We start from the raw sequence: 16,582 nt of genomic DNA on the forward strand, positions 1-16,582 counted from the left end.
GAATCTGAAGGAAGCTGGAGGCAAAACACCGGTCCGAGGAACACGAACCTCATATAAGGCTAGGTATGATTGAGTGAGTTTGCAAAACAAAACAAAGCTCTTTCTGTCGAAGGTCATATCGAGTAGATGAGGCGGATAGATGGTGTGAAAGTGCATGTACTTACCCGGGGAGGTCTGGCGGATAGGTGAAGTACGCTTCATAACCTACTTAGTGATAAGTAGCTGAACCGTCAGAAGTCAGCAGAGGTCATAGTATTAGTTGGTCTAGAACAACTAAGAAGGACCGAACAATTAAGAGAGAATAGCCCTTGGCATTCAGTGAGTCATGATGAAAACAGAAAACGTAGTACCTCACTTGAGGAAGGAAGCGGTGAATCCCGTGGGGGACCTCTTGGAGGGTGGAGTGACCACTGGCATAAAGAGAACAGCTATTCACGGAAGGAGAATAACGATGCTTTTGAATCAAATCCTGTCACGGGAGAACATGCTTCAAGCACTAAAACGTGTAGAACAGAATAAAGGAAGCCACGGAGTAGATATGATGCCCGTACAAAACCTACGACAGCACATAGTCGAAAACTGGCTATCTATTAAGGAGGCAATTCTCAAGGGAACTTATGAACCAATGCCAGTCCGCAGAGTCGAAATCCCGAAACCTGACGGCGGTGTTCGTTTACTAGGAATCCCTACCGTAACAGACCGTTTGATTCAACAAGCAATCGCCCAAGTACTTTCAAAAGTGTATGACCCTACATTCTCTGAAAACAGCTACGGATTTAGACCAAACCGAAGTGCCCATGATGCGGTGAGGAAAGCGAAAGAATATATAAGAGATGGACATCGATGGGTTGTAGATATGGACTTGGAGAAATTCTTTGATAAGGTCAACCATGACAGATTAATGGGTACACTCGCGAAGAGAATCCAAGATAAACCATTACTGAAATTGATTCGTAAGTATTTACAATCGGGAGTCATGATTAATGGTGTGGTGTCAAGCACATTAGAAGGAACTCCACAAGGAGGACCATTAAGTCCGCTACTATCTAACATTGTACTAGATGAACTAGATAAAGAATTGGAAAGAAGAGGACACAAATTCGTTCGATATGCGGATGACTGTAACATTTACGTGAAAAGTAAACGAGCAGGACTTCGCACAATGGCAAGCATTCAACGATTCATTGAAGGAAAACTACGACTGAAAGTAAATGAAAAGAAATCAGCGGTCGACCGTCCATGGAAACGTAAGTTTCTAGGATTTAGCTTTACCTATCATAAAGAGCCAAAGGTTCGTATCGCAAAAGAAAGCCTTAAACGAATGAAGAATAAAGTTCGTGAAATCACATCACGCAAGATGCCCTACCCGATGGAATACCGCATTCAGAAACTGAATCAATATCTAATGGGATGGTGTGGATATTTTGCGTTAGCAGACACCAAATCTATATTCCTTGAATTAGATAAATGGATTCGTAGAAGACTTCGAATGTGTCTATGGAAGAACTGGAAGAAACCGAAAACAAAGATACGCAACCTTATTCAACTTGGCGTACCACAATGGCAAGCGTATGAATGGGGAAATACTCGGAAGAGTTATTGGCGTATTTCAAATAGTCCAATATTACACAGAACCCTTGGTAACTCCTATTGGAGAAACCAAGGGCTGAAAAGTCTTGAAGCTCGTTATGAAAACTTGCGTCAATTATCTTAATTGAACCGCCGTATACGGAACCGTACGTACGGTGGTGTGAGAGGACGGGAGTTAATCGCTCCCTCCTACTCGATTGGGTTCTTTGTCAAATGATGTTGGTGAATAAATTTTAGAGACATTATTTGGTAATATGTAATCGGATGGCTTAGGGGAAATTCGAGGTTCCCCTAAGCTGTTTTTATTTTCGCTAAGTTTTGGGTAATGAATATTCGGTTTCTAAAGTGATAGAAGGATCGATAACCGAAAGAAATGCGTTTAATCACCTTGATTTTGTTATTACTCCCCTCTAAAATGCGTTGTTATAACCCGTTCCAGAGTCGCAGAAAATAAAGGACATCGCTCCAGCTGCGGATTTCACTGATTTAAACTCGTCAAAACACAAATGCTTTGGAAGGTAGTGAACATTTGGTTGATAATAGCTATAAAAGCTGTCAATGACTCTACTGACAGTGGCATGAGAAACATGATGTAAACGTCAACCCCAAATGAACAATTTTTGCTCATTTCGGATGAACACTTTTTGCTAAGAAAAAATTGTTTCTTGATGTTTTAATCGGTAACTTTCGTTGTTCATATGAATCACTTCAACTCGATGTAACAGACGGTCAAGTATTGCAGTCATCATCCCTGGATTATCTACGAGTTCTATCCATTGTTCTGGGCTTCGATTGGATGTTAAAATTAACGAACTTCGTTCATATAATTGATGAATAAGCTGGAAGAACAATGTGCCTTCTCGTTGATCCATTGCCATATACATGACATCATCAATTATCACAAGATCTGATGCACGCAGTCTCTTTAACTGTTTATGGCAAACTAAAAATGTAACGTTTGGCAATTAATTTATGCAGGTCCTATAAAACAAAAAACCACTTGCCAACATTCCCCAAATACACTACCCTCCTAGTTGGACAAAACAGTTCAACGGGAGGTATTCAAGGAGATGTTAGCAGTGGCTGAAATTCATTATATCAGATATGAAGCAAACCAAAAAGGATGTTCCTATTCCGATATTGCCAAAAGAATGAATCGTGATCCAAGAACAGTGAAGAAGTATGCGGAAATGGAAGACTTCAATCCCTCAAAAGTTAAACAAACGAGAAAAGCGAAAGTGATGGATCCAGTGAAACCGATATTGGATCAATGGATTAAAGAGGACTTGACAAAGAAGAAAAAATATCGAAGAACTGCGAAACGAATGTATGAAATCTTAAAAGAAGAATATGGATTTACAGGTTCAGATCGTTCTGTTCGGCTCTATGTATCAAAAAGAAAACAAGAACTGCTCGAACAAAGTGAACCAGCTGCGTTACCTTTAGAATCGAAACCTGCAACGGCTCAAGTTGATTTTGGAGAAGCTCCTTTTCTCTATCAGGGGAAATACGTCGATTTTCCTTACCTGGTCGTTTCATTCCCTTACAGTAATGCGGCCTATGTGCAAGTCATGCCAGCTCAAAATCAAGAATGTTTCTTGGAAGGATTAAAACGAATCTTTCACTATATGGGAAGGGTTCCAAGGGTCATTCGTTTTGATAATCTCTCCCCTGCAGTAAAAACGATCTTGCCAAACGGAGAAAGAGAATTGACAGAGACATTTCAACGATTCGTTTTACATTATGGCTTTGAATGCGAGTTCTGCAACCCAGCCAGCGGAAATGAAAAAGGGAATGTCGAATCAAAGGTGAAATATATTCGAAACAATTTCTTTTTACCTGAACAAACAATCTATCAACTAGAAAGTTTTAATGAATCTTTATGGGAGAAATGTGAGAAGGACTGGAATCGTCCGCATTATGAGAAGGAGCGACTCATCGCTGAATTATTTGAAGAAGAACAAGCGTTATTTCTTCAATTACCAGCCAAAGAATTTGAATGTGTCCGATATGAGCAGGTCACGGCTGATAAGTACGGTTTCATCCATTTAGAAAACAATTTATATTCCACGTCTCCCCGTTTTGCCAAACAAAAGGTTTTGGCAAAGATCTCTTATCATGAGATTGCCATTTTAACAGAAGAGCATGAGCTGATTATCAAGCACGAGCGTTTATATGGCACAAAACAAAAATCAATGAAATGGCAACCATATCTTACGTTAATGGCCAAAAGGCCAAATGCATTAAAATATACGGATTTCTATGAAAAGATGCCGGAAGAATGGAAAAATTATTTTTCCAATTGTACCGTTCAAGAAAAGAAGGAAGCATTACAACTACTAGCTGTTTTACTAAAAGAACATGATTTCGAAGTTTCGACACAGGCTTTGAGGATTGCCTCCCAGTATGGTCATCCGAAAGTAGAATCGATTAAACAGGTATTTTATCAATTAATCAATGGAAGAGGTATACGAGAGCCAATTCAACCGAAAAAACACGTTCCAGATATGCCGGAAGCCATCCGAGGAGTAAGGCATTATGACCGCCTATTCGAATCCCAAGGAGATGTGGCATCATGGAACAAATGATTAAGGAATATGCCAAAAGACTAAAATTAAGCTGGATTCCAGCCAATTACCATACCATCCATGCGGAAACAAATGAGGAATTTTTACTGAAGCTGTTTGAACGAGAAGTGCAGCATCGAGATGAGAGAAGGATAAATTTACTACTAAAACAGGCGACATTGCCGAAAATTCCAAATAAACCTTATGATTGGCGGGAGATTCAACTAGCCCCAGGCATCACAAAAGATTATATTTTAGAAGGTGAGTTTACGAAAAATCAGGAAAACCTTATCTTCTATGGCGGAGTGGGAACCGGTAAAACATTCCTTTCCACTCTCATCGCCCTCAATTTGATGAAAAAACAAGGAAAAAGAGTGAAGTTCTATACGGCCGCCTCCATTGTCAATGCTTTATTGGAGGCCAATGAAAAAGGTGACCTTGGTAAATTTCTCAATCAAATCGAAAAGTTGGATCTCTTGATTCTTGATGAATTGGGCTATATTCCATTGCATAAACAGGGGGCAGAGTTATTATTTCAAGTTATTTCCATGTGTTATGAAACCAAAAGCATCATTGTGACAACCAATTTACCGTTTAGCCAATGGAATAATGTCTTTGGCGATCCCATTTTAACAGAGGCCGTCATTGATCGGCTGATTCATCATTCTCATTTAATCATCTTCAATGGTGAAAGTCACCGATACAAAGACTCAATCTCTCAACGTTAACCATGGAATTTGGCAAGTGTATGTATGCATTTTTAATTGCCATTTCATACATTTTCTACTTGCCAAAAACACTTTAACTTAGTTTTTGACTTATTGACATATTCTTCTGTTTTTAATAGCTGAATTAATTCCCCCATGGTCACAAAATACACTTGAAAGCCTTTTTGAATCGCTTCAATTCCAAGGCCAACGGATAATAAAGTTTTTCCCGCTCCAGGTGGTCCAAGTAATATTAAGTTGTATGCTTGTTCTAACCATTGAAATTCACGTAATTGCCTTAATTGCCGCTCTGTAATGGCTGTTTGCTCATCTATATTAAACATACTTAAAGGTTTATAGAACGGGAAACGAGCCCAATTCATTCGTCTTTCAATACTTTTCTCCTCACGTCTTTTTAGTTCATACGTAGTTATCTGTTCTAAGAACTCTAAATATGTCCAAGATGATTGCTCTGCTTTCCGAAGGAGCTCTGGGAGCTCCTCCGCTGTTTCGGATAATCTCAATTGTTTAAAGGCTTGTTGAATTTCTGGAACACTTTTATTCATTTGTTTTTCCTCCCATTCTTTGAATGTATGTATTGAAATCCCTTGTTTCTACAGCTATCGAAGAAACAAGTTTAGTAGAATTGACCTGTATTTCAAGAATGGGATTAGATTCTTGTAGCTTTAAGTAATTTACGACATCTTGAAAAGCATTTGCACTATACAGTTTTTCACGGATACATTTCTCTAACGCCATTGGAATCCAATGAGGATCATTTTCGGCAACCCTTTGTAAAATGAGTAATTGATCACGGCGATAGCGCTTATATCTCTGGCAGATTTCATCAATATATTGTCTCGATGCTTCTCCAGTAGGAAATAAATGAAGCACTCTTTGTTTAAGCATATCAAGCGATTCTGTATGATCTCGTGCATGATTCGTATTTTTAATTAGCTTTCCTTTTTCTAAACTTATCGTGTGCTTGGCAAGTATTTCACCAGTTGTAGGTTCTATGATGATTAATTTTTCATTATTGATTTGCAGATTCACTGTAGGGCATTTCGTATATGTGCCGATAGGTACTGAATAGCGATTCGATTTGTAACGAATCGTGTTGTCCTTATTCACATTCCTTGTTATAATTTCAATAGGGTTGCTTTCTGTTAAAGAAAGCGGTGAGGAGATCTTTCGTAAGTGTTTCTTTTCCAGTTGATACACTTCGTAAGGTCTCTTTTTTATTGTTTGATGCACTTTATAGTTCCCAGTACGTTCTAGCCAATTCCAGGCTTTTTCATTCCAATCTCCGATTGTTGAGAAGATACGATGTGCTGCGAAATTATACTTGATATATTTCACAACGTTCTCAATTTTTCCTTTCGATTGGGGATCTGCTTTTCGACATAGGTAAATCTGAAATTTACGTTCGTTCACATATGCCTGAAATTTCTTTGTTAAGATAAGATCTCCAGCATTTTCGCTTACCGCAATAAGATTGTCTTGATCATAAACAATTTCTTCAGTCATTCCCCCAAAATATCTAAAGGCATTTTCGTGACAACGAATGGTGTCTTTGGTTGTAAAGGGGCGGTCTTGCCATTCCATATACTTTTGTCGAGAGTGAGATAATACAAAGGCAATAAAATAAAGTTTGATGTCCTTATTATCTATTGTTTTCTGAATGGTTTGTCCCCAGTCTACTTGCATTTGTTTTCCTGGTGGTAATTCATCAACAGCTTCATGTTCTCGGGGTTCATCCGTTTTTTCAATTTGATAAATTTCTCTCATCTCTTTGACATACCGACGAACTGTACTTTCTCCAACTTGTAAGTCAGGAAACTTTTCTTGAAGCCAGTCCAAAATTTGTGCTCCACTCATGCTTGGATTTTCTTGTAACCATGTCACAATCCAATCCCGATAGGGATCTAACTTTTTCTTTCGCTCAATCGTGCCAAACTCCTCCACCGCTTCTTCAAATGTCATATTTAAATACTTATAAACTGTATTACGTGAGATTTTCAATTTCCTTGCGATTTGTGAAATTCGCAATCTTTTAGTACGTAATTGATGGATTTCAATATATAACACAAGCTTCTCCTCCACTAGTACAACCTCCAATAAACTTAATAAACTAGTTTATTAGAAGTGTATTTGATAGTGAAAAAGTGTTCAATCCAAATGAGCGGAATCTGTTGATTTTATTTTATCGTTTACACATGATGTTTCATTGCAATATCTTTTTCGGAGATTTGATCTTTGGCGTTTAAAGCAATCGATACTTTAGTATTGTTGGAAATACAACAGTTTTTAGCCACGACGCTCGTTTTTCAAGTAAACGTGGCATGACAATGTTTACAGAAATAACGCTGTTTCCGCAATTTTAAGTAGGTATGAAAACCTGAAATGCTAGGCATTTTAATTGAGAGACGTTTTAAAACCGTGTTTAATGATTTGATCATCAAAAACATGTCCACAAGCATAACAAGCTTTTGGTTGATTCGTTAACGTCCCATGAAAGACTTTCGCTTTTATGTTTATGGCAAACTAAAAATGGCTCTTACGTTCTTTTGGTGAAACCATATATGTACAGTCCTTCATCTCTTTATTAATTTTTTAAAAAAACATTTTATAAATGATATAACACTCGTTTTTCAAGTAAATCCAGCTTTGCCCGGCCATACATGATTCGTTTCATCAGCTTCAATCGGTGAACATGGCCTTCCACAACTCCGTTACTGTAGGAAGTACTAAATGCCAGCTTAATCGACTGTAAATCCCTACGGAGTCGAAGTGCACAATCATATAAATGATTGTTTGGAGAAGACAATTGTTTTTCCAACCATTTGAAAAATGCCGGATAGTTCCGTTCATCAAATGCTTCTCTAAATGTTTGAACCATTTGGTGGAAAGAATGAAGGGATGGGTACATCTTAAAGGATTGTTCAAGAAGTTGCAGTTCCTTTTCTAAAAGTCTAGATTTTCGTTTCCAAACATATGAAATCATTTGCCGTCTGGAAATTCGAACGGAAGATTCCTTAATCCCCTGCCGTTTTCTTTCTTTTCGTATGCTTTCGATTGCAACGCGGACACCTGAAAGTGTCCCCGTATATCCATATTTACGAAGTTGCGCATCAATTTCACGGATGGTCTTGCCCTCTTGTTCGAGTTGCTGAATGTATTGCTCAAAACCATCGGTTTGCCGTTTTCGCTTTCTTTTTACTTGAACCGGCATCTCGGTTATGTTGAGATATTTTGAAATGGTTCGGGGATCCATATGAAATTCTCTGGCCAACTCCGCTTTTTTCTTTCCTTTTTTGTATTCCTGTTGAATGCTTTTGATCATCATCCATTTCTTTTCGGCTCTTTCTTTTTGTCTCCTTTGCAGTTTGGTTTCATGCGGAAAGGTTTGTTGGTCCGTTTCTTCTTTTTCCAACGTGATGACGGAAGGAAGAATCGAGGTGAGGCAAGCATCGATCTGCTTCTTTACCGCCCGGACAAAATGCCATCGGTCATATACTTGCAAAATACTTTGCGAAGCGTTCTGAATCCCTTTCCGAAAAGCCTGATAGCCATCACGACTGACAACTTGGATGTTTTGATGATTTTTTAGCCATTCTGATATGGTTTCCGGATAACGTTCCGGAAGTAATGCAACAGGCTTGTGCGTGCTCAGATCACAAATGATCGTGCCATAGCTGTGTCCTTTCCGAAAAGCAAAGTCATCGATTCCGATAAAAGGGGGACACCTCTTGATGAATCTCCGTTTTCCGAATAAGGGAGAGCAATACGTCATGGCTGACAGGGAGGGACAGGGCTTTCGCTACTTTTTCGCCATTGAGGCAGCTGGTGGAAAACGCGATTTTACGTAATACTTCTTCGGACCGTAAAGTTCGGCGTCCATTTTTGGAAATCCAATCATACCGTTCAGTAAAAATTTTTTGGGTGCAATTGGGTTGGTCGCAAAACCATTTTCTTGTGATAAGCAGGATGGAAACAGCTTTTCCGGCAATCGGCAAATCTTGAATCATGCGTGTATATCGGCTGTGTGGACGTGTGGAAGGCACTTGGCAATGAGGACAAGGGCAGGATTCATGAGTGCTTCGAACAATAAAGGTAATGGAGGATGGTTCTTCTTGAATATCCAGAACTTCTAGGAAAGGATCCGGTGAAGACCAATGGATTTGACGATTCATCATTCATCACACCTTTTCTTTTATTATACTATAAAAGTAAAATTATAGGCCTTCACCAAAATTGCGTAAGAGCCATTTTCTACTTGCCAAAAACAAGAAGAACTATCATGAATTAATAATCAACTGGCAGGGAAAAAGAATGAGTGATTTTTTTAAGAAATATGCAGTTATTCGAGGCAAGCAGCATGTTCAAAAACTTCAATTAGAAGGAACGATAGCTGCACAGATCAAAACAAGACGGAAGCAGCTGAATATGTCTCAACAGGAACTTGCAGATCGTATTGGAGTTCCAAAATCCACAATTGGAAGGATTGAAGCAGGGCTTACGAGTCCGAGAGTAGGGACACTTTTTAAAATCTCGCAAGCATTGAATACTGCTTTCATCATTGACGGTAGTAGTAAACAGGATCATGACCATAACCTGCATGTTCAAGTTTAGCGTATCATTCATACGCTTATATTATCGAAGTTGTTCCTTGGAGAGAACATTCTCCAAGGAATTTGTTTTTGGAGGAAGGGATCAATGTATGTAAAATTTCGTATCTGTCAATCGTTGATCTCTCCTTATGTGCTTTGATGTTTAGATAAATATGAAAAGTATAAGATGAAAAGGTCGTGAAAAGTACAAAAAGGTCCATAAAGGTCTTTTTTTATATTATTAGGTTTAAAAATTAGTGATGATTAGGTTAAAATATTAGTATTAAGATATATAAAGGTGTGAAAAGGAGGAATATGGTTTGAGAAAGCTTCGTTCTAATGAAGTGTTCAAACCGGGATCATTTCCGAAATACACATACGTTTCTAGAAAGTCTTCGGGTTTCGGTTTTACGTATGAAACACGTTTGAAGCAAGCTCTTAATACACCGGGATATTTAACGTCCATTATTGGTCCATCTAAAACAGGGAAGACTGTCTTATGTGAAAAAGTGATCGAACCGCAAAATATGGTTTCTTTAACAGGTAGTGATTTTAAAAATGCAAAAGACTTTTGGGAAGTTGTTGCAAATAAAGTCGGTTTGCCTCTTGAAGGAGAATACTCAGAAACGACTGTACTAAAAGGCACTGATAATAGTCCAGAAAATAAATCATTTTCTACTCGAGAAAAGTATGGATCAAATAAGGATAAAGTGATTGAATTTTTTAAAAAAAATAACTTTGTGTTAGTTCTGGATGATTTCCATTATTCTCCTGAAGAGGTGCAGTTAGATATCGCTTATCAATTAAAAGATGCCATTAGAAGAGAATTTAAAGCTGTGGTTATATCACTACCTCATAGAGCGGATGACGCCATTAGGAAAAATCCAGATTTGAGCGGCAGATTAAATTTAATTAATATCGAACCATGGCAAGAAGATGAGTTAAAGGAAATTGCGATTACTGGTTTTGAGCAGCTTGGCATCAAAATAAGTGATGAATTGGCTTCAAAAATGGCTTTAGAAAGCCTTACATCTCCACAGTTAATGCAGTCAATTTGTTTGAATCTGTCGCTTATTTTAAATATTGATGAAGATGAAAGTATAAAGGAAATAAATGACGAAAAAAAATTGGAAGAAAGTTATCGGTTCACTACTATTAACTTACCGTATCAAGAAGTGGTTAAAAAGTTAATGGCCGGTCCATCCACAAGGGGACAAGAAAGAAAAAAATATCAATTAAAAAATGGAGAAAAAGCGGATATTTATCATATTTTATTAAAAGCAATTGCTCAAAATCCACCTGTCGTTAGCCTGTCAGTGGACGAAATGAAAGAGAGAATCGATCAGCTGCTAGTAATTAATTCAAAGGAAAAAATCGAGAAGAACAAGATTAGAGATTCTCTTCAAAAATTGCATGATATCATGTTTTCTAGTGAGCCTATTTATCAAGTCTTTGAATGGAAAGATAATCAAATATTCATTCTAGATCCCCTGTTCCTGTTCTTTTTAAGATGGGGTACTTATTGATCGTGAAGGGGGATTTATATGTCGATGATTCGAAAAGAGCCGGATATAGTTATAAAAGAAATAAATGAAAGAATAGATGATCTCGAATCAAACGTGGACTTTACCGTTATGCTGAATTTGAAAATGATCAAAATGAAGAAGTGGTTGAAGTATCAAAAGTTGTCCCGAATGGTGTTCTTTGTCTTTTGTCGGCGTTGTCTTTTTATGAGTTAACAACTTATAACCCGTGGGAGTACCAAATTGCTATTGAAAGAAAATCAAGGAAACCCAGTTTACCTGATTATCCACCAATTAAAATTTTCTACTTTTCAAAAAAACAGTTTGAATATGGAATTGAAGAAGTGGAAGTAGGCGGCCATAAAATAAGCATTTATAATCGTGAAAAAACGATTTGTGATATTATTCGATACAGAGAAAAAATAGGAATCGATTTAATGAAAGAAGGTTTGCGAAATTATTTACAAAGTCCTGAAAAAAATATAAGCAAATTGGTGGAATGTGCTGAGAAAATGCGCATCAAGACCGTTTTATTAAAATACTTAGAGGTGCTTTTATAATGGGAAATGTTAAAAATATACCTGCTTCAGTTAGAGAAAGACTAAAGAATATTGCCAAACAAAGCGGAAAAACCTTTGATTTAATTTTATTGTTGTATTTTCAAGAAAGGTTACTATATCGACTTTCCATTTCTAATTATCGGGATAAATTTGTTCTAAAAGGCGGTCTCTTTTTATTTTCCTTAACACAATTTAAATCTAGACCAACCAAAGATATTGACTTTTTAGCCAAACAAATTTCGAATGATATTCAATATATCAAAGCTGCGTTTGAGTCCATTTGTACGTTAACCGCTGAGATTGACGTGGTGGTTCAACATCTCTGCCACTTCTTTCCCAAGATAGCCTTCCATGATCCATCGGACGGCGGTCACTCGTTGACGCAAAGAAGCATCTTTGATTTTCCGTTCTTCTTTTCGTAATTTCCGAGCTGTGAATCCGTGGTCATCTGTGATTTTCAATCGTTTCATCGGTGATGCTCTACTCCTTTTCCGTTCGCTTTCTTAGGAGCAGTATCGACCAAATGAACCAATATTATACGGAAGTTGAATTTCTAAGTTACATTTATATAGATGCTTTAGATTCTCCTTGAAGGTCCTACTTTTTTGTTATGGCAAAGCTTTATACATCATTTCGCAATTCAACGTTTGTACCTATACTTGTTGATATATGCTTTTTGAGTCTGAAAAAAGCATTTTTAATTAATCGATTCAAATGATTGCTTTTGCGACGAGAATCGTATTTGTTGAAAAATCATTGGTATCATTTTTTGTAAATATGTATATACTATGTATATACATTTTAGGTTGGGGTGATATAATGTATTCAAAAGAACATTTAGAAAACAAAATAAACCCGAGTAAAGGGGGTGACTACATGTCTACAGTTATTGTTCAAAAATGGGGAAACAGTTTGGGCATTCGTATCCCAAAAGATGCTGCTGATAAAATAGGGATTAAACAAGGTTCCGAAATAGAATTAAATGTGATTGGAAATGAAGGTATCATCACATTAAAGCCAAAAAGAACACGGAAGAAATACACACTGGAAGAACTAATATCACAGATTACACCTGAAAATCGACACGAGGAAATTGATTTCGGGATAGAAGGGCGTGAATTGATTTAATGCCAGCAGACGTACCAGAGAGAGGCGATTTCGTTGTTTTAAACTTCAATCCACAAGCTGGTCATGAGCAGGCTGGGAGAAGGAATGCTATTGTTTTATCGCCTAAAGAATTCAATCAAGCAACAGGATTTATAGCTGTTTGTCCGATTACCAATCAAAAGAAGGGTTATCCCTTCGAAGTGGATTTACCAAAAGAAGGAATATCCCCTGATGGCGATGGCTATCCAATAACAGGGGTAGTTTTAACTGATCAAATTAAATCATTGGATTGGAAAGCTCGTAATCTAAAAATTTTAAAGAAGTATAATCCAGAAGATGCACAAATTGAAGAAATAGATAAAATCATTGATGAATGCCTGGCGAAAATAGAAACATATCTGACTTGACATGATCCTTTCTATTTCAGAAAGGGTTATTTTTTGTACTTTAAAGTTTCTTGCTAATTTTTGAGAAGCTAATTTTAGTTGGACAGGTGTCGAAAAACCGAAATTAGGAAGTTGATCGTTTTTATTTTAACTACGGAAGTTGTGAGTCGAATTGGCATTTTACTTGCTTACTTTTGTCGTTAAATCCACAAGAAACATGAGTCCAGTAAACTGTTCAACATAGCAAAAAACTAGGCCTATTCAAGGATTTGGTTCTAATCATAAGTATTCAGAAATAAAAAATATGGTTTCGTTCTCTTGGCACCAAAAGACCTTCAATCCGACCATATTGCGTATCTCGATTTCGTTGATCGTAGCCGTTTCTCATATTGGATGTGTCCGCTGGTTCGATTTCGAGGAAATGTTTGATTTCTTTCCGCATGATCAGTTCGAATTTTTCTTTCACAAAGTGACGAATGGCATTTTCCAGTCGATTTGCCCAGTCGACATTCGGTATCCTTTTAGTCATAGGTAGGGTACTCCTTTCTCTAAGATTTTTGGTCCAATCAGAAAATCCCCTACCTTTTTTCTTTTGGTCTAGCAAAATGCTTTACACAAACTTTTATCCATCATCTTGTTAAGAGAGAGGTACACAAAATTAACCTTATCTTAATAATGTCTCTCTTGAAAAACACCATGTAGACGTGATACGATGCTATCGATTTTCGATATCGAAATTCGATCATGAAGGGGAACGTGATGGAAAATAAAGTGTTGCGTAAATGGCTCCTTGGTTTTATTCACATACACATTTTATATCATGCTAAAGAAAGAACCCATATTTGGTTCATGGCTGTTAGAAGAACTGAAGAAACACGGCTATCAGATGAGCGCGGGAACCTTGTATCCTTTACTGCACAAGATGGAGTTAGCGGGTCTATTAGAAAGAGAAGAAAAAACTGTGGAAGGGAAGATTAGAAAATATTACAGAACAACCGAAAAAGGAAATGAGGTACTTATGAAAGCGAAAGAAAAAGCTTATGCGCTATTTAAAGAAATAAAGGATTAACGCGCTTAAACTTGGTGAGTTTGTTACATGTGGTATAGTACGTCATAGCAGTAACAAGATATTATATCATTAGGAGGAATACGCGTTGAATCAAGAAATTAAGTTGCAACAGGAACAAAGAGGTTCTGTTTGGGAAGTGTTGAAAACAGCTACCCGGTTAGGATTGACTTCTTTCGGGGGGCCTATTGCTCATTTAGGATATTTTCGCGAGGAATATGTGAACCGGCGAAAATGGTTAGATGAAAAAACATATGCTGATTTGGTCGCGCTGTGTCAATTCTTACCGGGGCCGGCGAGCAGTCAGGTTGGAATGGGGATTGGATTTATGCGGGCTGGTTTTTGGGGCGCGATGGCCGCTTGGTTTGGATTTACCCTCCCTTCTGTCATTGCACTTGTCTTGTTTGCCTACTTTTTAAAAGGAACTTCCTTTAGTGAGGCTGGCTGGCTCCGTGGATTACTGGTTGTGGCAGTTGCTGTCGTCGCTCAAGCTGTGTGGGGCATGGCAAAAAACTTTGCATCCGATCGTCCACGTGCCACCATTGCCATCGCAGCAGCGATTTTGACGTTGATTATTCCGAGTGTCTTTAGTCAAGTAGGAATCATCATAGGTGCTGGAATCCTAGGATGGTTTTTGTTCCGAAGCACGCCAGATTCAAAACCAGTTCCGATTTCGATCTCGATGCATAAAAAGACAGCAAGTATCTTACTTATGTTATTTTTTGTTTTGTTAGGGGTACTTCCAATAATCCGACAGTTTACTGACTCGAATCTGATTGCGCTCTTTGATAGCTTCTATCGCTCTGGCGCCTTGGTATTCGGTGGAGGGCATGTTGTCCTTCCATTATTACAAACAGAAGTGGTTCCTACAGGTTGGCTAACAGCGGAACAATTTTTAGCCGGTTACGGAGCAGCACAAGCAGTGCCCGGACCGTTGTTTACATTCGCATCGTACTTAGGAATGGCTAGTTTCGGATGGGAAGGAGCTGTAGTGGCGACTCTTGCGATCTTTCTACCTTCTTTTCTGTTAATCCTTGGAGCCCTTCCTTTTTGGAATTGGCTTCGTCATCATCCTCGTTTTCAAGCAGCACTGTACGGCATCAATGCAGCTGTTGTGGGAATTTTACTCGCAGCACTATATCATCCTGTATGGACGAAAGCGATTAAAAGTCCGCTCGATTTTTGCCTTGCTTTAGCCGCGTTTGGCTTATTAACGGTCTGGAAGTTTCCGCCTTGGATTGTCGTTGTATTTTCCGCCGTCGCAGGAGTTTTTCTTTCCTTTATTTCATCATATATCCACTAGCAAAGTCGGGTTCACAGGAACTCGGCTTTTATTCTTTAGTTTAATAAAAGAGAAAAGGAGCGTACAGATTGGTCGTGTATAAGATGTGCGCCCCCTTATTTTTTAGGCTTTTATAATTTCGTTCCTGATAAGACCATTCTCCAAGCTTATTTTTATTTACTATCTGTTTAAACTGGAATTAGTTTTGTACAGTGTGAAAATTTAGCTAACGAGGAATATTAATGGAATAAAAACAAGGTAAGCAAACAGATTTTATTCAACGTAAAAATGTAGCTGCTACGTTAGCAATGCAAAAGTTGCTCGAAACCGTAATGGATTCTTGTTAGTCTAAGGGAAAGAGGAGGGAAGAGAGCGTACTTTTCTTCCAGTAATTAGGAGGGCTTGACCCTTTTCCCCCAACACTGCCATCGTATGAATTTCGCCAAGATCCACACCGGCCAAATGTCCCGGCTGATAGGTTTTCGCTTTCTGGCCATCTTCATACGTAACCGCTAAATACCAACCGTTATCGTAACAACATTCGATTTCTTTAATCGTTCCTTGAGGTAAATTTGAAGCATAGACGATAATCGGCTTTTCTCTCTTCCCGTTATGGATGCCCATCGATAAGGTAATTTTCCCATTTTCATGAATCGTGAAACCGTCTTTCGCCCATTTAGCGGTGACAGTTTTCAGTTGGTTAGATGAGGCAGAAGTAGAAGAACTCAGGAACACGTTTCCGTCTCCGCATACAAAGGAAGAGGACGAGTGGTTTCAACAAGCGATAGAGTATGATATGCTTAAGAACGACCTGCATGAGCCGAATGTTGAATAAGAAAATAAAAAAGAACCTGTAACGCTCTTTACCACACCGTTCAGATGGTTCTTGTCGACAAGCATTCATATTAATTACCCATGATGTTCACATCGCTGAGACGGCGGAAGAGGGAGCAATTAGTAAAATGTGTTTGGCAAACGGCAAGCACTGTAGACTTAAATCTGCAGTGCTTTTGTATTTGGTTTCTATTGAATTTATCGCTATGATAACGTAAGAATACGGAGCGGTTGTAATAATTTTACGATAAAAGTGAAATCGTCCCCAACAGTTACACTTGATTGAAATCCATAAATTCTGCAAATTTAGTTTATAAAATAAACATATCGTCCAAAGGCATAAATAGAGA

13 protein-coding genes and 7 pseudogenes are annotated in these 16,582 nt (G+C 38.1%); 11 read left to right on the forward strand and 9 right to left on the reverse strand.

Going from position 1 to position 16,582, the window contains the following annotated elements; translation table 11 throughout:
- Positions 1–451: 451 nt before the first annotated feature.
- On the forward strand, positions 452–1,714 hold the full coding sequence (ltrA, locus tag NST13_RS14835) for a group II intron reverse transcriptase/maturase (protein ID WP_096552510.1): 1,263 nt from the start codon (positions 452–454) through the stop codon (positions 1,712–1,714).
- A gap of 167 nt (positions 1,715–1,881) precedes the next feature.
- Here the strand turns inward: ltrA and NST13_RS14840 are convergent.
- Positions 1,882–2,004 (reverse strand): annotated as a pseudogene (locus NST13_RS14840) (transposase); the annotation flags it as partial.
- Positions 2,005–2,237: 233 nt separating this feature from the next.
- Positions 2,238–2,522 (reverse strand): annotated as a pseudogene (locus NST13_RS14845) (ATP-binding protein); the annotation flags it as partial.
- Between the two features lie 138 nt (positions 2,523–2,660).
- Between NST13_RS14845 and istA (NST13_RS14850) the strand changes: the two are divergent.
- Entirely contained in the window at positions 2,661–4,178 is a 1,518-nt protein-coding gene (gene istA / locus NST13_RS14850; RefSeq protein WP_013401401.1) for an IS21 family transposase, read from the forward strand.
- Positions 4,166–4,885: an IS21-like element helper ATPase IstB gene (gene istB, locus NST13_RS14855; protein ID WP_013399917.1), complete on the forward strand. Its 720-nt coding sequence runs from the start codon at positions 4,166–4,168 to the stop codon at positions 4,883–4,885. Before istA (NST13_RS14850) ends, istB begins: the two co-directional genes overlap by 13 nt.
- Positions 4,886–4,929: 44 nt before the next feature.
- Here the strand turns inward: istB and NST13_RS14860 are convergent, their stop codons facing one another.
- The 4 genes from NST13_RS14860 to NST13_RS14875 form a co-directional block, all read right to left on the reverse strand.
- The gene (locus tag NST13_RS14860; RefSeq protein WP_342580933.1) at positions 4,930–5,430 is read right to left on the reverse strand and encodes an ATP-binding protein; all 501 of its coding nucleotides are present in this window, start codon (positions 5,428–5,430) and stop codon (positions 4,930–4,932) included.
- Positions 5,423–6,952, reverse strand: a complete 1,530-nt coding sequence (istA, locus tag NST13_RS14865) for an IS21 family transposase (protein ID WP_342581824.1) — start codon at positions 6,950–6,952, stop codon at positions 5,423–5,425. Before istA (NST13_RS14865) ends, NST13_RS14860 begins: the two co-directional genes overlap by 8 nt.
- A gap of 538 nt (positions 6,953–7,490) precedes the next feature.
- Positions 7,491–8,657 (reverse strand): ISL3 family transposase, encoded by a 1,167-nt coding sequence (locus NST13_RS14870; RefSeq protein WP_342580934.1) that lies wholly within the window; start codon positions 8,655–8,657, stop codon positions 7,491–7,493.
- Complete coding sequence (locus NST13_RS14875; protein WP_340714495.1) at positions 8,584–9,060, reverse strand: transposase family protein; 477 nt, start codon at positions 9,058–9,060, stop codon at positions 8,584–8,586. Before NST13_RS14875 ends, NST13_RS14870 begins: the two co-directional genes overlap by 74 nt.
- Positions 9,061–9,196: 136 nt before the next feature.
- On the opposite strand from NST13_RS14875, the gene NST13_RS14880 reads away from it, so the two are divergent.
- The 4 genes and pseudogenes from NST13_RS14880 to NST13_RS14895 form a co-directional block, all read left to right on the forward strand.
- Entirely contained in the window at positions 9,197–9,496 is a 300-nt protein-coding gene (locus NST13_RS14880; protein ID WP_342580935.1) for a helix-turn-helix transcriptional regulator, read from the forward strand.
- Positions 9,497–9,794: 298 nt separating this feature from the next.
- Complete coding sequence (locus tag NST13_RS14885) at positions 9,795–11,000, forward strand: ATP-binding protein (protein WP_342580936.1); 1,206 nt, start codon at positions 9,795–9,797, stop codon at positions 10,998–11,000.
- A gap of 83 nt (positions 11,001–11,083) precedes the next feature.
- Positions 11,084–11,557: pseudogene (locus tag NST13_RS14890) on the forward strand (Abortive infection protein AbiEi); the annotation flags it as partial.
- Positions 11,557–11,799: pseudogene (locus NST13_RS14895) on the forward strand (nucleotidyl transferase AbiEii/AbiGii toxin family protein); the annotation flags it as partial. The pseudogenes NST13_RS14890 and NST13_RS14895, both read left to right, overlap by 1 nt.
- A gap of 69 nt (positions 11,800–11,868) precedes the next feature.
- On the opposite strand, the pseudogene NST13_RS14900 reads toward NST13_RS14895, so the two are convergent.
- A pseudogene (locus tag NST13_RS14900) lies at positions 11,869–12,027 on the reverse strand (IS630 family transposase); the annotation flags it as partial.
- Between the two features lie 349 nt (positions 12,028–12,376).
- Here NST13_RS14900 and NST13_RS14905 point away from each other — a divergent pair.
- A complete protein-coding gene (locus tag NST13_RS14905) occupies positions 12,377–12,685 on the forward strand; it encodes an AbrB/MazE/SpoVT family DNA-binding domain-containing protein (protein WP_340436095.1) in 309 nt (102 codons plus the stop codon).
- Positions 12,685–13,071 carry a type II toxin-antitoxin system PemK/MazF family toxin gene (locus tag NST13_RS14910; protein WP_033843013.1) on the forward strand — a complete coding sequence of 129 codons (387 nt, stop codon included), beginning with the start codon at positions 12,685–12,687 and terminating at the stop codon, positions 13,069–13,071. Before NST13_RS14905 ends, NST13_RS14910 begins: the two co-directional genes overlap by 1 nt.
- Before the next feature lie 286 nt (positions 13,072–13,357).
- Here the strand turns inward: NST13_RS14910 and NST13_RS14915 are convergent.
- Positions 13,358–13,579, reverse strand: a pseudogene (locus tag NST13_RS14915) (transposase); the annotation flags it as partial.
- A 230-nt stretch (positions 13,580–13,809) separates the two neighbouring features.
- Here NST13_RS14915 and NST13_RS14920 point away from each other — a divergent pair.
- Together NST13_RS14920 and NST13_RS14925 are read left to right on the forward strand one after the other, a co-directional pair.
- A pseudogene (locus NST13_RS14920) lies at positions 13,810–14,119 on the forward strand (PadR family transcriptional regulator).
- Between the two features lie 85 nt (positions 14,120–14,204).
- Positions 14,205–15,419 carry a chromate transporter gene (locus NST13_RS14925; protein ID WP_342580937.1) on the forward strand — a complete coding sequence of 405 codons (1,215 nt, stop codon included), beginning with the start codon at positions 14,205–14,207 and terminating at the stop codon, positions 15,417–15,419.
- Positions 15,420–15,746: 327 nt separating this feature from the next.
- Here the strand turns inward: NST13_RS14925 and NST13_RS14930 are convergent, their stop codons facing one another.
- A complete protein-coding gene (locus NST13_RS14930) occupies positions 15,747–16,133 on the reverse strand; it encodes a hypothetical protein (protein ID WP_342580938.1) in 387 nt (128 codons plus the stop codon).
- Between the last annotated feature and the right edge of the window lie 449 nt (positions 16,134–16,582).

This window comes from Ureibacillus sp. FSL W7-1570 (genome assembly GCF_038593265.1).
Taxonomy (GTDB): Bacteria; Bacillota; Bacilli; order Bacillales_A; family Planococcaceae; genus Ureibacillus; species Ureibacillus suwonensis.

What these genes read in the sequence shown, in the direction of transcription:
- NST13_RS14875 (WP_340714495.1), bottom strand. Translation starts at nt 9,060, where the DNA reads ATGATGAATCGTCAAATCCATTGGTCTTCACCGGATCCTTTCCTAGAA.
- NST13_RS14910 (WP_033843013.1), top strand. Translation starts at nt 12,685, where the DNA reads ATGCCAGCAGACGTACCAGAGAGAGGCGATTTCGTTGTTTTAAACTTC.
- NST13_RS14880 (WP_342580935.1), top strand. Translation starts at nt 9,197, where the DNA reads ATGAGTGATTTTTTTAAGAAATATGCAGTTATTCGAGGCAAGCAGCAT.
- NST13_RS14860 (WP_342580933.1), bottom strand. Translation starts at nt 5,430, where the DNA reads ATGAATAAAAGTGTTCCAGAAATTCAACAAGCCTTTAAACAATTGAGA.
- istA (WP_013401401.1), top strand. Translation starts at nt 2,661, where the DNA reads ATGTTAGCAGTGGCTGAAATTCATTATATCAGATATGAAGCAAACCAA.
- istB (WP_013399917.1), top strand. Translation starts at nt 4,166, where the DNA reads ATGGAACAAATGATTAAGGAATATGCCAAAAGACTAAAATTAAGCTGG.
- ltrA (WP_096552510.1), top strand. Translation starts at nt 452, where the DNA reads ATGCTTTTGAATCAAATCCTGTCACGGGAGAACATGCTTCAAGCACTA.
- NST13_RS14870 (WP_342580934.1), bottom strand. Translation starts at nt 8,657, where the DNA reads ATGACGTATTGCTCTCCCTTATTCGGAAAACGGAGATTCATCAAGAGG.
- NST13_RS14905 (WP_340436095.1), top strand. Translation starts at nt 12,377, where the DNA reads ATGTATTCAAAAGAACATTTAGAAAACAAAATAAACCCGAGTAAAGGG.